The 23,692-nt window shown below is 58.2% G+C and carries 20 protein-coding genes; 2 read left to right on the top strand and 18 right to left on the bottom strand.

What is annotated here, in order from left to right:
- Positions 1-42: 42 nt before the first annotated feature.
- The 17 genes from AC3Y2E_RS21410 to AC3Y2E_RS21330 all read right to left on the bottom strand — a co-directional run bounded on the left by AC3Y2E_RS21410 (position 43) and on the right by AC3Y2E_RS21330 (position 21,020).
- The gene (locus AC3Y2E_RS21410; RefSeq protein WP_379213940.1) at positions 43-822 is read right to left on the bottom strand and encodes an IclR family transcriptional regulator; all 780 of its coding nucleotides are present in this window, start codon (positions 820-822) and stop codon (positions 43-45) included.
- Between the two features lie 71 nt (positions 823-893).
- On the bottom strand, positions 894-1,652 hold the full coding sequence (locus AC3Y2E_RS21405; protein ID WP_379213937.1) for an SDR family NAD(P)-dependent oxidoreductase: 759 nt from the start codon (positions 1,650-1,652) through the stop codon (positions 894-896).
- 2 nt (positions 1,653-1,654) lie between these two features.
- Positions 1,655-2,974 carry an aspartate aminotransferase family protein gene (locus tag AC3Y2E_RS21400; protein WP_379213935.1) on the bottom strand — a complete coding sequence of 440 codons (1,320 nt, stop codon included), beginning with the start codon at positions 2,972-2,974 and terminating at the stop codon, positions 1,655-1,657.
- 25 nt (positions 2,975-2,999) lie between these two features.
- Positions 3,000-4,484 carry a M81 family metallopeptidase gene (locus AC3Y2E_RS21395; protein ID WP_379213933.1) on the bottom strand — a complete coding sequence of 495 codons (1,485 nt, stop codon included), beginning with the start codon at positions 4,482-4,484 and terminating at the stop codon, positions 3,000-3,002.
- A 4-nt stretch (positions 4,485-4,488) separates the two neighbouring features.
- Positions 4,489-5,802, bottom strand: coding sequence for a M20/M25/M40 family metallo-hydrolase (locus AC3Y2E_RS21390; RefSeq protein WP_379213931.1), 1,314 nt, complete (start codon positions 5,800-5,802; stop codon positions 4,489-4,491).
- On the bottom strand, positions 5,802-6,197 hold the full coding sequence (locus AC3Y2E_RS21385) for a RidA family protein (RefSeq protein WP_332073720.1): 396 nt from the start codon (positions 6,195-6,197) through the stop codon (positions 5,802-5,804). The genes AC3Y2E_RS21390 and AC3Y2E_RS21385 overlap by 1 nt, the downstream gene beginning before the upstream one ends.
- 62 nt (positions 6,198-6,259) lie before the next feature.
- A complete protein-coding gene (locus AC3Y2E_RS21380) occupies positions 6,260-7,360 on the bottom strand; it encodes an alanine racemase (RefSeq protein ID WP_379213929.1) in 1,101 nt (366 codons plus the stop codon).
- A 279-nt stretch (positions 7,361-7,639) separates the two neighbouring features.
- A complete protein-coding gene (locus tag AC3Y2E_RS21375) occupies positions 7,640-8,527 on the bottom strand; it encodes a carbohydrate ABC transporter permease (protein WP_190930802.1) in 888 nt (295 codons plus the stop codon).
- A gap of 12 nt (positions 8,528-8,539) precedes the next feature.
- Positions 8,540-9,505 (bottom strand): ABC transporter permease, encoded by a 966-nt coding sequence (locus tag AC3Y2E_RS21370; RefSeq protein WP_317891282.1) that lies wholly within the window; start codon positions 9,503-9,505, stop codon positions 8,540-8,542.
- 171 nt (positions 9,506-9,676) lie between these two features.
- A complete protein-coding gene (locus AC3Y2E_RS21365) occupies positions 9,677-11,371 on the bottom strand; it encodes a polysaccharide deacetylase family protein (RefSeq protein ID WP_379213926.1) in 1,695 nt (564 codons plus the stop codon).
- 358 nt (positions 11,372-11,729) lie between these two features.
- Positions 11,730-11,900 (bottom strand): protein YhfH, encoded by a 171-nt coding sequence (yhfH, locus tag AC3Y2E_RS21360; RefSeq protein ID WP_190930800.1) that lies wholly within the window; start codon positions 11,898-11,900, stop codon positions 11,730-11,732.
- Between the two features lie 183 nt (positions 11,901-12,083).
- Positions 12,084-12,644, bottom strand: coding sequence for an SLOG family protein (locus AC3Y2E_RS21355; protein ID WP_379213923.1), 561 nt, complete (start codon positions 12,642-12,644; stop codon positions 12,084-12,086).
- A 234-nt stretch (positions 12,645-12,878) separates the two neighbouring features.
- Positions 12,879-13,310, bottom strand: coding sequence for a PaaI family thioesterase (locus tag AC3Y2E_RS21350; RefSeq protein ID WP_379213921.1), 432 nt, complete (start codon positions 13,308-13,310; stop codon positions 12,879-12,881).
- Between the two features lie 94 nt (positions 13,311-13,404).
- Positions 13,405-15,186: an acyl-CoA dehydrogenase FadE gene (locus AC3Y2E_RS21345; protein WP_379213919.1), complete on the bottom strand. Its 1,782-nt coding sequence runs from the start codon at positions 15,184-15,186 to the stop codon at positions 13,405-13,407.
- Between the two features lie 16 nt (positions 15,187-15,202).
- Positions 15,203-16,387: an acetyl-CoA C-acyltransferase gene (locus tag AC3Y2E_RS21340; RefSeq protein ID WP_379213917.1), complete on the bottom strand. Its 1,185-nt coding sequence runs from the start codon at positions 16,385-16,387 to the stop codon at positions 15,203-15,205.
- 15 nt (positions 16,388-16,402) lie between these two features.
- The gene (locus tag AC3Y2E_RS21335) at positions 16,403-18,796 is read right to left on the bottom strand and encodes a 3-hydroxyacyl-CoA dehydrogenase/enoyl-CoA hydratase family protein (protein ID WP_379213915.1); all 2,394 of its coding nucleotides are present in this window, start codon (positions 18,794-18,796) and stop codon (positions 16,403-16,405) included.
- 34 nt (positions 18,797-18,830) lie between these two features.
- A complete protein-coding gene (locus tag AC3Y2E_RS21330; protein WP_379213913.1) occupies positions 18,831-21,020 on the bottom strand; it encodes a (Fe-S)-binding protein in 2,190 nt (729 codons plus the stop codon).
- Positions 21,021-21,236: 216 nt separating this feature from the next.
- Between AC3Y2E_RS21330 and AC3Y2E_RS21325 the strand changes: the two genes are divergently transcribed.
- Positions 21,237-22,010, top strand: coding sequence for an electron transfer flavoprotein subunit beta/FixA family protein (locus tag AC3Y2E_RS21325; protein WP_379213911.1), 774 nt, complete (start codon positions 21,237-21,239; stop codon positions 22,008-22,010).
- 21 nt (positions 22,011-22,031) lie between these two features.
- The gene (locus AC3Y2E_RS21320) at positions 22,032-23,033 is read left to right on the top strand and encodes an electron transfer flavoprotein subunit alpha/FixB family protein (protein ID WP_379213909.1); all 1,002 of its coding nucleotides are present in this window, start codon (positions 22,032-22,034) and stop codon (positions 23,031-23,033) included.
- On the opposite strand, the gene AC3Y2E_RS21315 is transcribed toward AC3Y2E_RS21320, so the two are convergent.
- On the bottom strand, positions 23,008-23,658 hold the full coding sequence (locus tag AC3Y2E_RS21315; protein ID WP_379213907.1) for a GDSL-type esterase/lipase family protein: 651 nt from the start codon (positions 23,656-23,658) through the stop codon (positions 23,008-23,010). The genes AC3Y2E_RS21320 and AC3Y2E_RS21315 overlap by 26 nt on opposite strands.
- Positions 23,659-23,692 lie beyond the last annotated feature (34 nt).

Below are 23,692 nucleotides of genomic sequence, written 5' to 3'. Positions count from 1 at the left end.
CACGGTCTGAATCATGTCTTTAAACCGCCAAAACTCATCGGTTTACGGCACATAATACAGCCTGGTGCTCATCTCTTTCGCGCCTTGACGGACGGCTTGTACGATGCGCTCCCACAGCTCCGGCTCCCATCTCGCTTCCGGGATCGATACCCCGAGCGACGCCGTTACCTTCTGGGCGGTGCCGAAGACCGGAGCCGCCACGCAGCGGATGCCGTGCACCGACTCTCCATAACTCGTTCCTACGCCTTCGGTACGGATGGCGGCAATCTGCTTCATCAGTTCGCCGAAATCGGTAATCGTCGTCTCCGTCAGCCGTCCCAGCTGCTTATCCGGATACAGCTTCCCGATCTCCTCGTCGGTCATGCCGCTCAGCAGCGTCTTGCCCATCGCCGTCGCGTGAAGCGGCAGCTGCATGCCGAGATGGGAGACGAACCGTACCGGATGCGTGCTTTGCTTTTCCGCTACATACAACGCTTTATCGTGATTGCGGATCGTGAGAAACACCGATTCGTTCAGCTCGTCGACGATTTTTTGCGCGGCATATTGGAACTCGCCGGACAGATCGGTCCGCTGGGCGTACCTGCTGCCGATCTCGAACAGCTTGTAGCCGAGACGGAACGTCTTGCCCTGACTCTCCGTCTCCAAATAACCGCGCGCCAGCAAGTTTTGCAGCAGCTTGTGCGCGCTGCTCGCAGGGAGATCCAGCTCCCGGGATAACTCGGATAAATTGATCGGCTCCTGCCGCTCGGCGAACAGTTCGAGAATATCGAGCACCCGGTCGGCGGATTTGACGGTAGCGGTTTGCTTTTCGTTGTCTTTCATAGTTGCCCCTTTCCGGTGCTGGGATCAGTCGCTATTCCGGTTTGTCCGCCGAATATCGGCCGGCTATCGGGTTAAGACAGCTTGATCAGCTGGCCTCCATCGACGACCATATTCGTTCCGGTCATATAGGAAGATTCATCGGAAGCGAGGAATACGGCGGCCGCCGCAATTTCCTCAGGCTGCCCTACCCGCTTCATCGGTACGGTCCGCAAATAGTCCGCGATGGCCGGCGGGTTGTCGATCAGCGGCTTGGTCAGCCGGGTCTCGATAAAGCCCGGGCACAGCGCGTTGACGCGGATGCCTCGCTCGGCAAGCTCCAGCGCCATCGACATGGACAAATTAATCATGCCGCCCTTGGTCGTATTGTAGTGCACCTGATCCGATTCCGCCTGAATGCCGTTGACGCTGGACATCTGGATGATCGAGCCGCCGGTCCCTTGGCGGACCATCTCGCGGGCGGCACGCTGGCTGACCAGGAAAGCGCCCTTCAGATTAATCGCCAGATGACGGTCCCACTGCTCTTCCGTAATGTCCAGAAAAGGCGAGACTTCGCAAATGCCGGCGTTATTGACGGCTATGTCGACCTTGCCCCATTCGGCAATCACTCCGTCGACGAAGCGGTCCACCTGAGCCTTGTTCGATACGTCGGTCTCATACGCGATCGCTTCTCCTCCCGCTTCGCGAATGAGCGCGACCGTCTCATCCAAAGCGGCTTTGCCTCTGCCGCATAACGCAACCTTCGCACCTTCGCGCGCGAACCGGATCGCAACCGCCTGGCCGATCCCGTGCGATCCGCCGGTCACGATCGCCACTTTGCCGGATAGTCTCATCTTCAGTTCCCCTCCGTCAGTCTCGCGAAGACGCGATCGATCGCCGCGAGCGTCGCCTCGATATGCCCGGCTTCGTGAACGGTGGACAAATACCACAGGCCGTTAGGACGAACCAGAACGCCTTCCTCCAGCATCAGCTCGGCGAACTTGGCATAACGCGCGGCATTGCGTTTCTGGAACGTATCGAAGTGGGTCACCACGTCTTCGTCGATAAACATCATATGGAATACCGGACCGATCTGGTTGACGACCCCTCTCATCCCGTGCTTGCCGAACAAGGAGCGGATTCCGGAAGCGAGCTGAACCGCATGTCCCTCCATTGTACCATAAACGGCCGCGTCATTCTGCGTCAGCAGCTCAAGCACCGCAAGCGCGGCGGAAGTGGCGACGCCGTTGCCGTTGAGCGTTCCGAGATGGCTGACCTGCTCCGAGTCGATCAGCTCGAAAATCTCCTTGCGGCCGCCGACCGCACTTACCGCGATACCGCCGCCAAGCGCTTTGCCGACCGTCACCAGGTCAGGCGTCATGCCGAACCGGCCGTGAGCTCCGCCGGGGCTTAACCGGAATCCGGTGATGACCTCGTCGAAAATAAGTACGATGTTCAGCTCGCGGGTCAGCTCTCGCATTTTCTCCAGGTAACCCGGCTGCGGCAGAATACAGCCCGAGTTGCACATGACCGGCTCCGTAATAACCGCGGCGATTGAGCCCGCATGCTCGCGCAGCGTGAACTCCAGCTGCTCCGGATCGTTCCATGGCAGGAGAATAACGTCCTGCAAACTAAGCTCGCTTTGTCCCTTCGTGCCGGGAGGCACGCTGTTCGCGGCGGCGGAAGTCGCCTTCTGCATCATATCGGGGCTCGGGAACGAGGTGAAGATCGAGTCGGACCAGCCGTGATAATGGCCGTGGAATCGGACGACTTTGCTTTTCCCGGTATAAGCGCGGGACAGACGAAGCGCCAGCATGACCGCTTCCGTGCCGGAGCCGCTCAGCACCACTTTGTCCGCGCACGGCAGCACTTCCGTCAAGCGGCGGGCCAGCTCGATCTCGCCATCGTGCTGCAGTCCGTAGGTGATTCCTTTCGCCATGGCTTCACTTACTTTGGCGTTAAAGCCTGTATGGGCATGCCCCAAAATAAGCGGTCCGTAGGCGAGCTGATAGTCGATATATTCATTGCCGTCCACATCTTTCACGATAACTCCCGATGCGGATTCCACATACAACGGGGTCGGCTTCATCGAGCCGCGCAGCGTACTCGCCACTCCTCCTGCCAGCACTTGTTTCGCATCCGCCAGTTTAACACGGGACTTCTCATAGTTTTTCATCTTCGTTCTCCTCTCCGGTTATCGGTTATCCGAGCTCGTCAAGCGGGTATATAGGCCGGTACAAAGCTTCAAACTGGAAGCGGTGCAGGTTCGCCGTGCAGCATCCCGGCGTGTCGACGTCGATCGCCAGCTTGGCAACGTCGCCGAACGCCGTTTTCCATGCGAGCGCCGATTTGACTACGATGATCTGGAACGACTCGGGATCGAGTCCGACGGAGCGGACATGTCCGGGGTCCCAGGGAGCTACCCGCTTCTCGGTCAGCATCACGGTGACGCTGCCGCATTGCACGACGGCGGTCAGCCCCATGCGCGCATGCTGCCCGGTCATATAAGCCCCGACATGACGGTAATTGCCGTCAAACAACGTACGGACCGTACCGGTAATCGGCACCGGCTCGCCGTGCTTGTCGTCCGTCTTGCCGCCTACGCTGCAGCTCAATTCGCCGCCGATGCCGAGCTTCGCCGCCATCCGTACCGCTTCCGGATCGCAGAGAACGATCAGGCTTTTCTTCGAGGCGGCCAGCAGATGAGGCAGCAGCGTCGTGGAATCGGCCGGAGAGCCTCCGCCGACGTTGTCGGAGCTTTCCGTCAATATAACCGGCCCTTCCGGATGACGGGCGGCCCGTTCGACCGCTTCGGCCGGGCCCGTCTGCCGGACGAGGAACCGTTCCCGGCGCTCCCACGCCGCCGCCCGCAGCCGCTCGGCGCACTGTTCGGCCGCCGCGATGTCCTTATCCGCCGTTACGACGAACGTCATCCCCGCATCCGCCACATCGCTGTAGGGGAAACCGCCAGCCACCGATATATTGAGAATGCCAGGCGACTTCTCCAGCTCAAAGGCGAGGTCCATCAGTTCCTTCATCGCCCCGGCATCGGTCAGCATCGCTTGCGGAGCGACGAGCATCCGCGTATGAATCAGCTTCTGAACGGGCTCGATCTCCCCGTCGAGACGGCGCTTCAGCAATCCGGTCGCTTCCACGGCCCGGTCATAAATATCCACATGCGGGTACGTATCGTAGGCGACGATGATATTCGATAGAGCGACCATCGTCCCGCTTATATTCGCGTGCAGATCCAACGTTACGGCGATCGGAAGGTTGCTGCCGAGCTTCGTGCGAAGCCGCCGCAAAATTTCGCCTTCCGCATCCGGGTATGACACGGCGACCATAGCACCGTGCAAAATGACGACGAGTCCGTCGATCTCCGGCTGCACCGAATCGGCCATGCCGTTCGCGATCGCATCGAACGCTTCGTCGGTCACCATGCCGCTCGGAGTAGCCTGGGTGTACAAGCCCGGCAGCAGCTCCAGTCCCAGCGCCGCAGCCGCGTCGATGACGCCGCCCATCGACGTTTTCGTCCCGGTATACCGTTCGAGAAACGCCTCATTCCCTTGAATCCAGTCGCCAGCGAACGAGTCCAGCCCGGTTGTGCCGGGCGCAAATGTATTCGTTTCGTGAACGACGCCGATGACTCCGATCTTCTTCGGTCCGTTGTTCCCTGTATGTGCCATCGTTTTATTCCCCTTCCGCTTCGCACCAGTCGATCATGATTTCCGCGAACCAGCGGATCAGCTTGTAATAACTGTCCAGATCCATCTGTTCGTCGGCCGCATGCGCGTTCGCCCCTGAAGGCCCGAGCACCAGCGCCGGCGTCGGACTGTGCAGGTTAAACATAAATCCGTCGCAAGCGAACGGAGAACCTTGCGAAGGCCCGGGCTCCTGTCCCAAAGCGATCGCCCCCGCCTGCCTGACAGCGGCGAGAAACTGTTCCGTCTGCTCTCCCTCCGCCATCTCGCTGCCGGACAAATACCGGATAAGCGGAGTCAATTGCGGCCTGCATTTGGCCAAAATCGGGAAGTTAGGCAGCTCGCTCTCGTAAAACTCCCACAGCATGTCGAGAATTTGCGTGTCGGTCATACCCGGATACCCTTCGATCCAGAAGTTCAGCCTGCCGTCGGCCGGCAGCTTCTCCTGAAGCTCCCGGTTCGTATCGCCGGACACGATCGTCAGCACGACGACGTCGATGCCTCTGTCGGTATGGCTCCACAACGGATGAGGCTGGATAAGTTCGTTAAGCCGCTTCTTGAACTTCTGGAGCAGCATAGCAAAGGATACGGTCGCGTCCAGGGCGCTGATGAGCTCTTCCCCGTTAAAGCCGATGCCGCTTTTGCCGGAAAACTCCGCCTTCCAGATCCCTCCGCCGAGATGCGCAGGGTACGGAATCAGATTCGTCGGCTCGGGGATGATCGCCATATCGGGGTTAATCCCCATCAGCCGGCCTGCTAACGTGCCGTTGGCTCCTCCATGCTCTTCGTCGACGACACTTTCAATATATACTGTACCACCCAACCGTATATCCAATTCCTGCAAGCATCGTACTGCTTCGAGTGCCGCCGCCATGCCGCCCTTCATATCGTAAGAGCCGCGTCCGAACAGCTTGCCGTCGCGGATCGCTCCGGAGAACGGACCGTCCTCCCAAGGCTCGACGCCTTCATATACCGTGTCTGCATGACCGGAGAACACAAGCGATCTGCCACCTCCCGTGCCCGAAAACTTGCCGTGAACGTTCGGGCGGTTCGCATATTGCCTGCCTTTCATATACGCGGGGTGCTCCTGCAGTCCCGGTACCGTATCGAGTTCGTACTGCGATACTTCCGCTCCGATCGATCGAAGGCGATCTGCAAAAAACGACTGGTAAGCGGCTTCATTTCCATACGGCGGATGATTGACACTCGGGATCCGGACGAGCTCGGAAGCCAAGGCGGCGGATGCCGCCTTGTTCCTCTCCACCCATTGCCCGATCTTCTCGGATAACAGGCTTCGTTTCATCAGGCGTTTTCCCCTCTACGAGTCGGCGCATAGGCGATGACGTCGATTTCGATTTTATAATTGCCCAGGCCGCTTTGCACCGTCGTACGGGTCGGGTACGGCTTGCTGAACAACGTTTCGTACACTTTATTGTAAGCCGGCGAATCAGCCAGGCTCGTAAGGTGAGCGTTCACTTTAATGACATGATCGAGCGTAAGGCCGGCCGCTTGAAGAATCGTCTCGATGTTGCGGACGCTTTGCTCCGTCTGGGCTTCGATCGTGTCTCCGACAAGCTCCCTCGTATCCGGGTATACGCCTACTTGGCCGGACACATATACGAAATCTCCGGCGCGGAGCGCATGGGAAAACGGCAGGGGGAACTGGGGAGCGTTAGGAGCTTTAATTTCGATAGACATGGTACGGATCATCCCTTCAAATGTATAAAGTTTAGAATAAAATGTGCGCGCATTGCCTGGACTTACTGAACTTTGCCTCGGGCATCTACCGTCAGCCATTTCTCGAAGCGGCCGCCGCGTACGCCGGCAAGCCGGTCATGCAGATTCGTCACGACACAGCAATGATTCGGCACGATCCGGAGCTGCTGTCCGACCTGGAATTGTTCCCGGTCCGGAACCGATACGATGCCGTGCTCCTCGCTCAGCCGTTCGATGACGACTCCCTCATGACCGAGGATAACGCCATAACCGGGATGATACTTACTCACGTCGCTGCTTAACGTCTTCGAGCCCGCGTCGATAATGATCGTACCCGGACGCGGACGCCCGACCACCGTAGCAACCACCGTCATCGCGCATTGCTCCTCGGAGATCAGCCCCATCTTCCACTGGCCTCCGTCGCCGAATACGTAAGCGCCCGGACGCGTCTCCGTCACGCCGATCCCGGCAACGTCTGTGATGAATTTGGAAGTCGGAGTCGAACCTACGCTGATGTTCTCGATTCCGATGCCGTCCTTCTCCAGAAGCTGTTTCGTCATCAGCAGCGCTTCCGCTTCTTGCTTGGCCGCTTCACGAATCGCATCCGGAGTATTGTGGCCGTACGCATGGCCGGAGTGCGTCATCAAGCCGGTCACGCGTATGTACGGCAGCTGCGAGATCCGCTTGACCAGCTCGGCCGTCTCTTCGCCCGGCTCCCGGCCGCAGCGGTTGAGACCTGTGTTCACATCGACATAAAGAAGCACGTCCCGGTTCAAGCTTTTGCCGAATTCCGACAGCTGTCTGGCGACGTCTTCATCATCGGTGCTGAGCGTAATTTTCGCCTTCTCCATCAACCGGCCGAGCCGCTCCAGCTTCGAAGCCCCGATGACCGGGAACGCAATCAGAATATCGTCGATGCCGCCTTCCGCCATCACTTCCGCTTCCCCGAGCTTGGCGACCGTAATGCCCGCCGCTCCGTAACGGATCTGCTCCTTCGCCAGCCAGACGCTTTTATGAGTTTTCGTGTGAGGACGCAGCTTCACGCCGGCTCTGGAGGCGTTATTTGCGGTATCTCGTAAATTTTTGTCCAGTATATCCAGATCGATCAGAACGGTTGGAGACTCCCATTGCTCCATAGTGCTCATTCGAATCCTCTCCCCGAAAGGTATAGTTAGATTCCGGTGCCGGACGGACCGGAAAAAGTGTTTTCGCGATCATCGTATCACAGCACCAATTTCCCATCAAGAAAAACTTTTCCCAAATAGAAAAAAAGACCCTTGTCGAACATAAAGTCCGATAAGAGTCCAGTTTGGTCAACATTGCGGAACCGCAAGTCTGTCCCGATGTCAGGGGCGCTGTGTCCCGAAACGGGAAAAAAGGAGCTAGCAGCCCCTTCCCCGTAAAGTCGCAGCGGCTGCCGTCGATTAACCTTTGATCGAACCGAGCAGCATCCCTTTGACGAAATATTTCTGCAGAAACGGATAAATAATGAGAATCGGAATGATCGCCACAACGACTGTGGCCATCTTGATCGTCTCCGGCGGCAGCGTCTGCAGATCGCTCGCATTAACATTCAGCTCCGAGCTGACGCTTGGCGATACGATCATATTCCGCAGCACGACCTGGATCGGCATCAGATCTTTGTCGGTCAAGTACATAATACCGCCGAAGTATGCGTTCCAGTGGGAGACCCCGTAGAACAAGCCGAGCGTCGCCATAATCGGCATCGACAGCGGTAGGACGATCCGGAAGAGCGTCTGCATGTCGCTGCAGCCGTCGACCTTGGCCGCCTCTTCCACCTCGGCCGGCAAGTTCTCGAAATACGTCTTCATGATCAGCAAGTTAAACGACGAGACGAGTCCCGGTATAATAAGCGCCCATATCGTGTTAAGCAAGCCGGTCGCCCGGACGATGATGTACAGCGGAATCAGACCGCCGGAGAACAGCATCGTGAATACGATTCCGACGAGAACGAAGTTACGTCCCGGCAGAAACCTTTTCGAGAGCGGGTAAGCCAGGAACGTCGTAACGAGCAGGTTACAGAACGTTCCGATTACCGTTACGATTACCGTAATCTTCAACGCGTTCGGAATCCGGTTGCTCTCGAAAATGTATTTGTAGGCTTCGAAGGTTACTTCATTCGGCCAGATGACGAATCCGCCGTTACGCAAAACTTCCGCGATCGGAGTAATCGACATCACGACTACGTAGTATAGAGGGAACAACGTAGCAAGACCGAACAAGGTCATGGACAAGTAGATAACAAAGTCGACAACGTAATCGGATTTTGTCTTTTTGAGTATGAATGACATCGTTTTGACCTCCTACCAGATCCCGGACCCGCCGAGTTTTTTTGCAACCTTGTTCGCGGTGACGACAAGCACAAATCCGATAATCGATTTGAAGAAACCGACCGCGGCCGCCACGCTGAAATCCAGTTGCTCGATCCCTCGCCGGAATACCCAAGTGTCAATGATGTCCCCAACCTCATATACACGGGCGTTCAAGAAGATATACACTTGCTCGAAGCCTGCGTCCAAAATATGACCGATACGCAAAATAAGCAGCAATACAAATACTTCGCGGATACCCGGCAGCGTAATGTGCCAGATCTGTCGCCAGCGTCCCGCTCCGTCAACGACGGCCGCTTCATACAGCTCGTTATTGATCGTAGCCAGAGCCGCCAGGTAGATAATGGCGCCGTAACCGGTACTTTTCCAAATATCCGTTATGATCAGTATAGGCCTAAACCAGTCTTTGTCTGTTAACAAGTTCAGTGTCTCGCCCGTATTATCTCTCCACCAGGTGCTGATCAGACCGGCGTCCGGAGCCAGGAAGGAGAATACGAGTCCGTATACGATAATCCACGACAAGAAGTAAGGGCCGTAAGTGATCGTTTGAACGACCCGCTTAAACCACTGCAGTCGAATTTCGTTCAAAATCAGCGCAAACAATAAGTCCGGCAGCATGTTGAATACGATTCTGTACACGCTGATTACTAATGTGTTTCGAAGTAGATCCCAAAAGTCCGGAGACGTGAACACGGTTCGGAAATTGTCGAATCCGGCCCAATCACTGCCCCAAATCCCTTTGACCAGGTTGTACTTCTTAAATGCGATCAGCAGGCCGCCCATTGGTATATAGTGGTAGATGATGTAATACAGTATGCCTGGAAGCATCATCAGGTAAAACCAACGGTAACGGACGATTGTTCTGCCAATGAAGCGGAACTTTTGCGCTAAGCTCACAGGTCCGTCCGAATTTCCTGCCGCAACATGGTCTGTCTTCACTCCTGCATTCCTCCTGTTTGAATTGCGTTTCGTGTCGAAACGGTAAAGCGTTTACAAAGCTATCCCATACATTAATAATATTCGTTCGGGATTCTGATTACAAGGTTTGCGTGACGCAAAATATGTCTTTAAAAGGTCTTTATTGTACAAGCAGCGAAAGACCCGGGAAGCTCAAATTCGGATTACCTCTTTCCTGCAAGGAACACCGAACCGCTCGACTGTCCCGTCGCCGAGATCGCCTGTGCCGCTTGCGGTAACGGGCACGTATACGACGATGTCCCACTCCGACGCTGCCCCTTCGAGACTGACTTTTCCGTCATCGCTTAAGTCGGCCTTTAAGGTGCGGCGATATCGTTCCCAGTCGTTCACTTTTTTTCCTGTCCATAATTCAAACTGAAGTTGACGCGCTTCCGACACCAGCTTACGGATCGAATTTCGCACGGCTTCCCAGTTGTAAATATGGATCTGATGGTACAGGAAATGCGCCACTCCGCCTACCCGCTTCACCTGCTCCAGAAACGGACGGATGACGGAATTGTCGGACAGATTCGAAAGCTCCAGATCCTGGGTTAAGAAGCTCATCTCGAGCACGTCGTAATGTCGATTGCCGTCGTTCGCCCATGCGATCGGGAAGTAAGGGTGACAGGTGCCGAACAGCATGCCCACATTGCCTTTTTTGCTCGGGCCGCGAGTCTGATCGGCCGCGATCCCGTGCCGATCGCACCATTCGAACAGTTCCCCCCAGCCTTCGAAGCGGGTGTAGTGGTTTTTGTTCGACGTAATCCGGTCCATACCCGTTGCTTCCTTGAGCCATCCGAGCTGGCGGACGAACTCTTCCTCCGACCATTTGCCGCCTTGGCTGTCCAGCGCGTTGTAGTGGAACGCGAGCTCATGGCCGGCTGCTTTCACCTTGTCGTAAATGTGTCCACTGTACCCCGACTCCAGCATGCACCAGGTCGTCTGAACGCCGACTTCATCCAGCAGCGCCAGCGTCGCCTCCGCATGTTCGTCCTTATTATGGTCACTGTCATGGGAAATCATGAGCACCTGCGAGATTCCATCCGGATAATAGCCGATGAGAGGGATCGTTTTCCCGTCTCTGACCAGCGCCTCCAGCATCGATCCGATGAACGCTTCCTTCCACAGATCGGCATACGGGTATGGGAAATACGGCATGCCCGTCTCCGTTACGACCCGGTCCAGCTCCCAGTCCACAGCCATCTGATCGTCGGCTTTCAAAATGTTGTCGTTCACCGCGCCGGTCCCGTCGCTCGCAGGAACGCCGTCTTCGAGTACGGGCGCTTTCCCCTGCTGCAGCCGGACGATCGTATCCCAGATGTCGACCGACCAGCGGTACAGCCGGCCGGCCCCGACGGAGAAAACCTGCAGGGCGGGTCCCGCCTCCACTCCGTCCGGACGATCCTTCACAATCGACCCCGTCTGTTCGGCCGGAGCGGCGCTGTTCTCCTTGAACGGACGCCACGGAACGGCTTCCAGAAAACGCAGTGGCGTCTGCCCGGCGGCTTGCGTGTTCAGGTGAGCATAACCCACGCCGATCTCCTCTTTGGCGTAGCCCAGTGTCGTACCCAGCTTATTCAAGCCCGCGCATGAGATCACGACGCCGCCCCGCTCCATATACGCCGTCAGTACGGCCGCAGTTAGGTCATCTTCCGCGCAGACGGCGGCAATAATTACATCGCAGTCACAAGCTTCGACTTCCGACGCTTCATGCAGCTCGGTATAACCGATCCCTGCATGCGACAAAACTTCCCCGGCAAACGATCCGAACGCGTTCTGCCCATATTGGTTCCGCTTAAGCAGGGCATTCCGGTCGCGCAACACCGCAATTTTGGCTGCTTTTGTCATTCCACTTCTCTCCCCTCGGTTAGTCAGACCCATCTTGTTCCTGATCCCGGACACATTTCGAATCTGTATATTACCTGTATTTAATTAATCATAAAAACATTAAAAATGTATCATATGAAACGCCGATCGGCAATGAAGAAGTTTTGGCACAATGGATCAAAGTTGTTTTTTTTGCGGTTCAAACCGGTGTGAAAACAAGGAAAAAGCTTGATTTCTCAAGCTTTTCCGGCCGTTGGATATTCATCTGCACATTCGCGCCGGCAAACAGAAGCGGCGCGTTCATGGTTCATTCAAAAATCCAAAACGCAAAACAAACCTACCTGATCGGCGGATCAAGGGCAACCCACCCCAGAACGGACTAAATCGCTTTTTTCGAATCGGGCTGAAAGGAAAGCGGATACGTTTTCTCCCCGCTGCATTCGGTACAGACGTGCATGTAACATTCCGATTGTTCCTCCATGACGGTACCGCATTTGGCACATTGCTTTTTGGGCAGCGAATCGAAAAACTGGTTGACGGATGGCAGCATTCGAGACCTTCACACCTTTCGGAATAGTTGTACTAATACAGATTGTATTTAATGTGATTTTATTATATAACAATCTATGCGTAATTGCGAGAAAGAATATTTTGACAAAACAAAAACGGGCTTCCCGGCCTGTCGGCCAAAGAACCCCGCTCGCTTGCTCGCTTTTCTTCTGCTTCCCGTCAACTACGAATCAAACCCGCTGTATCTTTCCTCGTCTGCGATACTCTGAATATCGTCCGAACGGATCGTCATAATCCGGTACCCGTCCTTTTCGTGTTTTTTCATCGCTTTTTGCTTGTAAAATCGGGGACTGCCTTCCGCTGCGTCCTCGTCGTAGAACAACAGGATGCCGTCCGTTTTGCGAAGCAGCAAATCGTCTCTCGCCGTCAGCTGCCAAACACCGTTGTAAGGCTGGTTGCTCACCGTCCCGTAATAATCGACTTTGTTGAGGATGTCGTGAAAATACTGCTGCTTCTCCTCTTTCCACTTTTCTTCCGGATTTTGATAAGCCGCGATGATCGACAGCTTCAAGTGCGGATACCGTTTCTTCAGTTCGATAACGGTCTCGCACGCCCATAGATCCACGCCGTATTGGCCCGGCGTAAGCACCCACTCCAATCCTTCCTCGATTAAAGGAAGGAGCCTTCCTTCGATCGCCTTTTTAATATAAGCGATCCCTTTGTTTTTCTGATCGAATATGTTAAGCTCGTGCGCCCGGTAGCCCGTAACCAGAATGTTCTTCATCCGTATATTCCTCTCTGTGCCGTTATGCTGGTTGAAAGCAAGTCCGGCACCCGCCGCTGCAAAGTGATGTCCTATGTACGAATATACGGAATTTTTGTGCGCATGTACAACCTTTCTGTCCCGCCAAGGGAAAACGCCGTTGAAAGGTCAGCGCCATGCAAACGGGGAGAAGCACGCCTAAGCTTCCTTAGCATCGCCCAAGCTCCAGCGCGCTTCTCCTTGCAGGATCACCGGTCAGCCCTGACCCGGAGCGGTACCGCCCGGCGCGCGGAACGAACCGACGCCCCATGAGCCGAGATTCCCTTGTTCGTCCTCGATTTTCCCCTGAACGGTCAAAATTTTGCGCGACTGATGGATCAGTTCGGCGGTAACTGTTACTTTGCCCGGCCGGAGAGGCGATAAGTAATGCAGATTCAGATTCGTCGTCACCACCTTTTCTCCCGGCCTGGCGACCATCGCGGTAATGCCCATCGCATTATCCAGCAGCGAAGCGTGCACGCCTCCGTGCAAGATGCCGATGCCGTTCAGATGCCGGCTCTCTACCTCCAGCGACACGATTGTTTTGCCCGGCTCCGCAAACTCGAGGACACACCCGATATCGTCCCAAAACGTACCTCTGGCCGCTTCCTCCAGCTTGCGGATCAACTCCTCCACGTTGCCGTTCATGATGCCGTCTCCTTCCGAAGCAGACTTGACGGAAGAACCGCCTCACCGGACGCATCCCGTTCCTCTTGCATCCAGGCCCTCCCGTCCTGCTCGCCTAGCGGATGACCGTATACCTTTGCTCCGTTTTGACGCTTTCCGCAATCCGGCGCTTAAGCGCTATCGTATCGACCGGTGTGTGCCGAGTCCATTTGCGAAGCACCGACAGCTGAAGCGACAGGAGGTCGCCCGAAGCCATTGCCGCCACGTTTTGTTTGGCCGCCTGCTCGATCTCGGCGAACGCTTCGCAAACGTACACCTTCGTCATCGCTTCCGCCAGCCCGCTTTTGATCTCGCCCGATTTCGCCGATATTTTCTCCGCTCGCAGCAGCGCGCTTTCCATCGCATAGATCCGGATCATCATATCGGCCAGCCGCGACAGCACTTCCTGCTGCTCCTCCAGCTCCATCCCGTACGTTTGAACCGCCTGCCCGCCGATGAGCAGAAAGATTTGCTTCGCCGTCGCGAGCAACCGCTTCTCTTCGCCGAGTCTGTCGTCCGTCTCGCTCCTCACGGAGGTCGGCTCCAGCATGCTCTCCTGCACGCTCTGGGCACGCTCCATCAGCGGGAGTTCGCCCTTCATCGCCTTTTTCAGCAGCGTTCCGGGAATGAGCAGCCGGTTGATTTCATTCGTCCCTTCGAAGATCCGGTTGATCCGTGAATCGCGGTAGATACGCTCAATCTTGTACTCCTGGATAAACCCGTAGCCTCCGTGAATTTGCACCCCTTCGTCGGCCACACGGTCCAGCGCCTCCGTACCGAACACTTTAATGATCGAGCATTCCAGCGCATATTCGGCTATGCCTTTGGCGGATTGTACGCCCGACTGCTCGCTGCCCAGGTCGATGTCCTGCAATATCCCGTCGATCAACCCGGCCGTACGGTATACCATGCTTTCAAGCACGTAAGTAACGACATTCATCTCCGCGAGCTTCTGCCCGATCAGCGGAAAGGACGAAATCGGCTTGCCGAATTGAGTCCGCTCGTTCGCATAGGACACGCTTAGCGCGATCGCCTCCTTGGCCCCCCCGACGCAGCCGGCTCCCAGCTTGAACCTGCCGATATTCAGAATATTAAAGGCGATAAGATGACCCTTGCCAGGTTCCCCGAGCAGATTGGATACCGGGACGCGGACCCCCTCCAGAATAAGCGGGCAGGTCGACGACCCTTTGATGCCCATCTTTTTCTCCTCGGGTCCTATGCTGACCCCTTCCATCGAGCGCTCGACGATAAACGCCGAGAACAGCTTGCCGTTTATTTTCGCATATACGATAAACACATCGGCAAAGCCGGCGTTCGTAATAAACTGCTTCGTTCCGTTCAGCTCGTAATACGTCCCGTCCTCCGACAGTTTCGCCGTCGTCCTCGCCCCCAGGGCGTCCGAGCCGGACGAAGGCTCTGTCAGGCAGTAAGCGGCGATCTTGGAACCGTCGGCCAAGTCCGGCAAATACCGTTTCTTCTGCTCCGGGGTGCCGAAAAACACGATCGGCAGCGTGCCGATCCCCACATGCGCGCCGACCGACAACGCAAACGAGGAGCCTCTCGCCAGCTTCTCGCTGATCAGCGTCGAGCTCACTTTATCCAGGCCGAGCCCTCCGTATGGCTCGGGAATATCGACGCCAAGCAAGCCCAGTTCTCCGGCTTTGCGGATCAGCCGGACGGTCAAGCCGTAGTCCAGCTTCTCCAGCGCCTCGTCGTGCGGCAGCACCTCGTTCTCGATAAAATGCTCGGTCGTCCCTGCGATCATCAGCTGCTCCCCGCTCAAATCCTCGGGCGTCGTTACGCTGTTCCAGTCCGCCGAATCGATGACAAAGCTTCCGCCCTTCACCGTTGTCACCATATGCGCCGCTCCTCCTTCAGCCTTCATAAACTTCAAATACGCCTGCCGCCCCCATGCCGCCGCCGATACACATCGAGACGACGCCGTAACCGCCGCCGCGCCTGCCCAGCTCGCGGATTAACGTCGCCGCCAGCTTGGCTCCCGTGCAACCCAGCGGGTGGCCGAGCGCGATCGCGCCTCCGTTGACGTTCACCTTCGCTTCGTCCAGCTCAAGCTGACGGATCACCTGAATGCACTGCGAGGCGAAGGCTTCGTTAATTTCGAATAAACGCACCTCGTCCCGGCCGATACCGGCAAGGCGCAAAGCTTTCGGAATCGCTTCGACCGGCCCGATTCCCATCAGCTCCGGCGCTACCCCGGCGACCGCAAAGGAACGGAACGCCGCGAGCGGCTTCAGGCCGAGCGCCTCGGCTTTGCGCCTGCTCATCACGGTCAAGGCGCTCGCGCCGTCGCTGACCGGCGACGCGTTGCCCGCCGTTACCGTGCCTTTGGCCGAGAAAGCCGGCTTCAGAGAGGCCAGCACCTCCATGGACGTATCCGCCCGAATGCACTCGTCCGTATCGAAGCGGAGCGGCTTCGTCCATGCGCCCCGTTCGGGATCGAATCCGCGAACTGCCGTATCGACCGGGACGATCTCGTCTTTAAATGTTCCCGCCGCTTGCGAGGTCGCCGCCTTCGCGTGGCTGGTGCAGGCAAACCGGTCCTGCTCTTCCCGGGTGATGCCGTATCTGGCCGCCACCCGTTCGGCCGTATGACCCATGCCCATATACACTTCGGGCATACTTGCGATCAGCTCCGGGTGCGGGGAAGGCTTGAAGCCCGTCATCGGGACGCGGCTCATGCTCTCTACCCCTCCGGCAATGATCGTATCCGCATACCCCAGCTGAATGCGTTCGGCCGCATACGCTATCGCCTGCAAGCCGGATGAGCAGAACCGGTTGACCGTTATCGCCGGCACCGTTACCGGGAACCCGGAATACAAAGCCATCGCTCTGGCGAAGTTAAGCCCCTGCTCTCCCTCGGGCATTGCGCAGCCGATCACGATATCGTCCACCTGCTCTTTCGTCAGACCGGGAACCCGCTCCACAGCGGCCTGCAGCACGGTTTTGCCCAAATCTTCGGGCCGCGTCTGGGCAAGCGAGCCTTTGCGTCCCCGGCCTACGGCTGTCCGGACAGCCGATACGATTACCGCCTCCTCCATAGAAGCCACCTCCCGTCAGTTTCTCAGCGGCTTGCCTGCCGACAGCATATGCTTCATACGCGCCTGCGTCTTCGGTTCGCCGCACAAGCTCAGAAACGCTTCGCGCTCCAGATCGAGCATATACGCTTCCGTGACCTGCGTACCCGAGGGCACGTCTCCTCCGGCCAGCACATGGGCCAGCTTTCGCGCAATTTTGAAGTCGTGCTCCGAGATGTATCCGCCTTCCCGCATCGACTGCGCTCCGGCCAGCAGCACCGCTTTCCCTTCGCGGCCAACGACCCGGACCGGCTCGCCGCTTCGGCGGGCATAACCGTCGCGGTGCAGCTCCAGCACGGTGCGCCGCGCCTCGTGCACGAGCCGGTCGCGGTTCATCACCGTCCGGTCCGCGCTCCGCATAAGCCCGAGACGAACGGCTTCCGGCGCGCTCGTCGACACCTTGGCCATGCCGATCACCTCGAATGCGCGGTTGACCGCCGGCTGCAGATCGTCGCCGCCAGCCGCCGTCAATTCCGCCGCACGGAGCGCCATTTCCTTCGTTCCTCCGCCCGCCGGGATCAGGCCGACTCCGGCTTCCACAAGGCCGTAGTAGGTTTCCGCGTAAGCCGTCACCCGGTCTGCGGCCATGCACACCTCGACGCCCCCGCCCAGCGTCATCCGATGCGGCGCCGCCACCACCGGGCGTCCGGCCGTCTTCAGCTCCATCATCGCCTCCTGGAACACGCGAATAATCCGGTCCACTTCGTCCCATTCTTCTTCCTGAGCTTCCATCAAGAGCAGCATCAGATTGGCTCCGACGCAAAAGTTGCGGCCTTCGTTCGCAATAACAAGTCCGCGGTAATGGCGGCGCACCTCTTCCACGCTTTTGCGGATCATCGTCAAAATATCGCTGCCGATCGCATTGCTCGGCGAATGGAACTCCAGACAAGCGACCTCTTCACCGATGTCGATCAGACTCGCGCCGCCGTTGGACAGCACGGTGCGTCCTTTGTCCTTCAAGCCCCGGAGGGAGAGATGCTCGATATCGTCCACGAGCTGTACGTACTGCCCGGCGTGGGCATACCGCCTGCTGCCGTTCTCCCGCTTGTAAAACGTCGCGTTGCCGGCCTCGATCCACCGCTTCACCCAGTCCGGGACGATCGCCCCTTCGGCTTCCATGCGCGCTGCCGACCGGGCAAGCCCGATCGCGTCCCACAACTCGAACGGGCCGAGCTCCCAGTTGAAGCCGAGCCGCATCGCTTTGTCCACATCGGCGATCGTATCCGCGATTTCATCCGCTTTGTCGGCCGCATAGAGGAGAACCGGCTTAACGACTTCCCAGGCCAGCTCGGCATACCGGTCTTCGCCTCCGAGCAAAGCCCTGCACTTCGCCGCCGCCCCTTTGGCTGCTCGAGCCGCCTCCAGCGATGCCGCCTTCACCGGCGAAGCCTCCGCATACTGCATAGTGGCCGGATTCAGCTCCAAGATCCGGGAACCCGTATCTGTCTTCACTTTTTTGTAAAATCCTTGCCCGGCCTTCTCGCCTAGCCACCCGAGGCGGGTCATGTCCGCCAGCAGCTCCGGAGTGTCGAACGTCGCCTTCTCCGCCGGATCGGAGGCATGATCGTACACGTTTTTGGCTACATGGACGAACGTATCCAGGCCGACCAGATCAAGCGTGCGGAACGTGGCGCTTTTGGGCCTGGCAAGCACAGGGCCCGTTACGGCGTCAATCTCCCCGACCGTATAACCCCGCTCGGCCATGAGCCGCAGCGTGACGAGCAATCCGTAGGTCCCGATCCGGTTGGCGATAAAATTCGGCGTGTCCTTGGCAAATACGACGCCTTTGCCGAGCCGGTGGCCGAGAAACTGCTTCATCCCGGACAATACGTCCAGCTTCGTCGCGGGTCCCGGAATGACTTCGACGAGCGGCATATACCGGGGAGGGTTGAAGAAATGAGTCCCGAGAAAATAGGAGCGCAGCTCCGGCCCGACCGCTTCCGCCATCGCGGCGATCGAGATGCCCGACGTATTCGAGCTGACGACCGTTCCCGGCGTCCATACCGGTTCGATCCGACTCAGCAGCTCCCGCTTGTCATCCAGCCGTTCGGTGATCGCCTCAATAATCCAGTCCGTTTCCTTCAGCCGATGCAGATCGTCCTCCACGTTGCCTATACGGATCAGCTCCGCGCACCGTTCTTCGAAAAAAACAGCCGGATTCGTCTTCTTCAGCCGGATGATCGCTTCTCTCGCCAGCCGGTTGCGCACGTCCGGATGCCGGATCGTTCGTCCGGCCTCTTCCTCTTCCGGCGTAAGCCGTTCCGGTATGCGGTCGAGCAGCCATACATGAATGCCCGCATTCGCCAGATGCGCCGCGATCCCCGCCCCCATCACGCCGGAGCCGATAACGGCGACCGTTCGGATCGTTCTCATACGGTAAGTCCCTCCTTCTTGGCATCTTGATGCGTTAACTCCGCGGCCCGAACACCGATTCCGCCAGCAGCTCGGCGACGTCTTTCGCCGCCACACGATCCTCTGCGGACAGCTGCTTCGTACCGTCCTCCATCATCGTCAGGCAATACGGACAAGCGCTGGCGATCACGGCCGGCTCTACGGCGAGCGCCTGCTCGGTCCGGGCCACGTTGATCCGCTTGCCCCGGCTCTCCTCCAGCCACATCAGACCGCCGCCGGCCCCGCAGCACATCGCATTAGCTCCGGATCTGTCCATTTCGGCGAGAGTCAAGCCCGGTATCGCTCTTAAAATATCCCGCGGAGCTTCGTAGGTGCCGTTGTACCGCCCCAAGTAGCAGGAATCGTGATACGTCGTCCGCTGCCGGACCGCATGCTGCGGTACCAGCTTCCCTTCCTCCAACAGCCGGGCGAGCAGCTCGGTGTGATGGAACACTTCGACGCCGTCATCCAGGCCGAACTCCGGATACTCGTGCTTCAGCGTATTGTACGTATGCGGACAGGCGGTTACAATTTTACGCACGTTGTACGTTTGGAACACTGCAATATTTTCTTGGCACAGCTGCTGAAACAACAGCTCGTTGCCCATCCGCCTCGGCGTATCGCCGGAATTGCGCTCCTCGGCACCGAGAATCGCGAACCGGACGCCGGCATGGGCCAGCAGCTTGACGAGCGCGACGGTCACCTTTTTGGTCCGGTTATCGTAAGAGCCCATCGATCCGACGAACAGCAAATAGTCGAAATCCGGCAGATCCCGGACCGTCGGAACCCATATTCCTTTCACTTCCTCCAGCCATTTGGCGCGGTCGCCACGGCTGATCCCCCAGGGATTGCTTTGGCGTTCGATGTTTTGTAAGGCGCGCTGGCCGTCGTGAGGCATGCTTCCTTCCGTCAGCACCAGATACCGACGCATATCGATAATTTTATCGACATGCTCGTTGCCGACCGGGCACTGGTCTTCGCAATTGCGGCATGTCGTGCAGGACCACAGCTCTTCCGGGCTCATGATGTCGCCAACCAGGTTTACATCCGCGATCGCAGTCGCCGTTCCGGACCCGGCGCTTTCTCCTTCCGCGCCGCTGCCCGCCTTGATCCAGCTTTTCTTCTGCAGCTCCATCGTCGGGCCGATATCCGTAATTCCGCCGCCGCTCCATTCCCGTCCGGCAGGCTCTTCCGGCCGGAACACGGAGGCCGAACCTGCGGTGCCGGGGAAAGCGAATGCGGGCACCCAGGGCGATTTCGAAGTTACCGCCGCCCCCTTCTCGGTCAGATGATCGCGCAGCTTGACGATCAGATGCATCGGAGACAACAATTTCCCGGTCCCCGAAGCCGGGCAGACGTTCGTACAGCGGCCGCACTCTACACAAGCGTACAGATCGAGCAGCTGCTTGCTCGTAAACTGCTCCACCGCTCCCGCGCCGAACGACTCCGCATTCTCGTCCTCCAGATCGAGCGTCCGCAGCTTCCCCGGCGGAGACGAGCGGGCCAAAGCCAAATTCACCGGAGCCGTCAGCAGATGAAAATGTTTGGATTGGGGGACATATATGAGAAAGGCGAGCAAAATGAGCAAATGCGCCCACCAGGCGGCGTAATAAAACACCGCTGCGGTTACGCTCCCGGCCAGGCCGCTCATCGCTGCGGCAAGCAGCGATGCCACCGGCGCGAGCGGCGAAGCGGGCAGGTCGTGCCACAGTCTTTCGAAAGCAGATACGAGCAGCACCGACAGCAGCAAGGCTCCGATAAAATACAATACAATACTCGGCTTCCAGTCTCGCTTCAGCCTCGCCAGCTTTTCCCCGTACCTGCGATACCCCGCATAACCGATCGCCGCAAGCACCGCCACGACGGTAATCTCTTGGGAGAGCACAAACAGGTCGTAGGCGGGCACAGGCAGCCGGACGCCGAACAACCCATTCAGCACGATGTCCACCGCCCCGAACTGAAGGACGATGAAGCCGTAAAAAACAAGGAGATGCATGATCCCGCTTCGGCGATCTTTCATCAGCTTGCGGTGTCCGAATAACTGGGCGACCCATTCGCGCGCACGGCGGCGGTCGAGGCGGGCCGAACTCTCGGGCGGCCCCAGCCTCATGTAAGCGATCCGGTGGGATACCGCCTTCCCGAACAGCAACGCGCCATAGCCGGTCGCAGCTAGAAATAAAGCGAAATGGACGACTTTCCAGACCACAAATACACACGCTCCTTTCCGCTTTTGCCCTGCCGGCCGGATTATTCCCGGGCTTCGCTTCATATAAATCAGGTAGGCAGGAAGCGCAAAACGCGAATTCGCGTTACTTGCAATGTATGTTCGGCCGGGCTGGTCCCATGACAACAATACTCGTCTGCTCCGCAGCCGCGAATCCGCCAGCCGGCCGCAGCAGCCCATACGGAAAGGGGTAAGCCGATGAATGTGGTCGTATTGCTGAAACAAACGTTCGATACGGAGGAGAAAGTGCGGGTCCGGGACGATGCGGTGGATGAGGACGGCGTCAAGTTCGTCATTAATCCTTACGACGAATATGCGGTAGAAGAGGCGATCCGGCTGCGGGACGCGCACGGCGGCCAAGTGACGGTCGTGTCCGTCGGAACTGAGCGGTGTGCGGAAGCGCTTCGGACGGCACTTGCGATGGGAGCCGACGAAGCGGTGCTGATCGGGGAGCCGGACGGCGCGGACGAGGCGGTGATCGCCAAGCAACTCGCCGCCTATTTGCGCAGCAGGCTCTTCGACCTCGTGATCGCCGGACATTTCTCCGTCGACCGCGGCTCCGGCCAAGTGGCGCTGCGCGTCGCCGAGCTGCTGGATCTCCCCCACGCCGGCGCAATCACGAAGCTGACGGTCGATCCGGCTCCCGGCGGGAGAGCGGTCGCGGTCCGTGACGCGGAAGGCGACGACGAGACGGTGGAGCTTCCCCTGCCTGCTCTGATCACCGCCCAGCAAGGACTGAACGAACCGCGATATCCGACGCTTCCGGGCATTATGAAAGCGAAGAAAAAACCGTTCTCGCGTTTATCCGCTGCGGATCTGGGCTTGTCCGACAACGAGCTGGCGCCTTATACGCAAACAATCGGAATTCGGCTCCCGGCTCCCCGTCAGGCCGGCCGCCTGCTGGGCGGAGAGACGCCCGACCGCGTACGGTCGCTTCTCCAGGCATTGCGCGAAGACGCCAAAGTGTTATGAATCCGAAAAGGAGGTGTCCCCATGAGCCGTTATGTACTCGTTGTAGCCGAGCTGCGCGAAGGCGCACTTCGCCAAGTATCGCTCGAAGCGGTCGCCGCAGCCCGGATGGTTGCAGGCGAAGACGGCACCGTTGCCGTTTACTTGGCGGGTCATCACCCGCAAGCGCATACCGGCGAGCTGCACCTTGCCGGTACGGACCGGATCTTCGCCGAGGAACTGGCCGCAGGAGAGACGGTTCATACCGAACGGCTGCTGCAGTCGCTGGTGAAGATCGCCGCCTCGAACCCGCCTGCCGCGGTCGTGCTCGGACATACCGCCTTGGGCCGAGATATTGCCCCGCGGCTGGCCGCCCGGCTCGATGCCGGCCAACTATCAGACGTCATCGCGATCACGCCGGAGCAAGGCACGCTCGCCTTTACCCGTCCGATTTACGCCGGAAAAGCTTTCGAGAAACGGATCTTTCTCCGCGAGCCATGGGTCGTCACGATCCGGCCGAACAATTTCCCGTGCAAGCCGGAACGAAGCGCCGCCGAGGAGCCCGAATCGGCCAGTTGCGCAGTCGAAGCGGTCCCCGCTCCGGACAGCGGCGGTCTGCGCACCGTCATCCGGGAGGTCGTCCGCCGAACGGCGGGCAAAACCGATCTTGCGGAAGCGAAAATGATCGTGTCCGGCGGACGCGGGGTAAAAAGCGCAGACGGCTTCCGGCCGCTGGCGGAGCTGGCGGATGTGCTCGGCGGAGCCGTAGGCGCTTCGCGCGGAGCATGCGACGCCGGCTACTGCGATTATGCGCTGCAGATCGGCCAGACGGGCAAGGTCGTGACGCCCGAGCTGTACATCGCTTGCGGGATCAGCGGAGCGATTCAGCATGTAGCCGGGATGAGCGGTTCGCGGGTCATCGTCGCGATCAACAAAGATCCGGAAGCGCCGATTTTTAAAATCGCCGATTACGGAATTGTCGGGGATTTGTTCGAGGTCGTGCCGCTGCTGACCGAGGAGTTCAAACGTCAGTTATCCCCGGAATAAGCGGATATCCCGCCGCATGCACCTTTTCCGCGATAATCCGGTACCCTTCCGCATTCGGATGAAACCGGTCGTCCGCGAGCAGGTTGTCTTCCTTGCCGAGAAACTGATTGTACACATCGATGACTTGAACGTCGCCCGCATGAAACGAACGCAGATGCTCATTGAATTTATTAACCCAAAACGCCGCTTCGGCAAATTCCGGGAGCGGATTGTACAGTCCCAGCACGCGGACGAAGTAAGGATCGCCTCCGGCTTTTATCGCTTGGATCGTTTCCAGGATCGAGTCGATATTCCGCTGGTACGCCTTTAAGGCGGACACCAGATGCCGCGTATCGCTATCGAAGAAATAATGCTTTGCCGCCTGAATCAGATCGTTTCCGCCGGCGGTCAGCGTAATGATCGTTGACCGCTCCGCAGCGGAACGCACCTGCCCGTTCGTCCGGACCGTTTCGAGCACTGCGCCGGTCGTCGCCCCGCTGATCCCCGCATTTTCCGTCCGCACCTGCCGCCCGTAGCCGGTCTCAAGAAGCCGGGCATACCGGTGTACGAAACTGTGCTCCGGAAGTGCTCCCACTCCTGCCGTCAATGAATCGCCAATCGCCAAATACGCAAGCTCCCGCTTCATGAAACCTACCTCCACACGTCGTCATTGCTATACC

Source organism: Paenibacillus sp. MAH-35, assembly GCF_058135425.1.
This window is presented reverse-complemented; position numbering and strand designations above follow the sequence as displayed.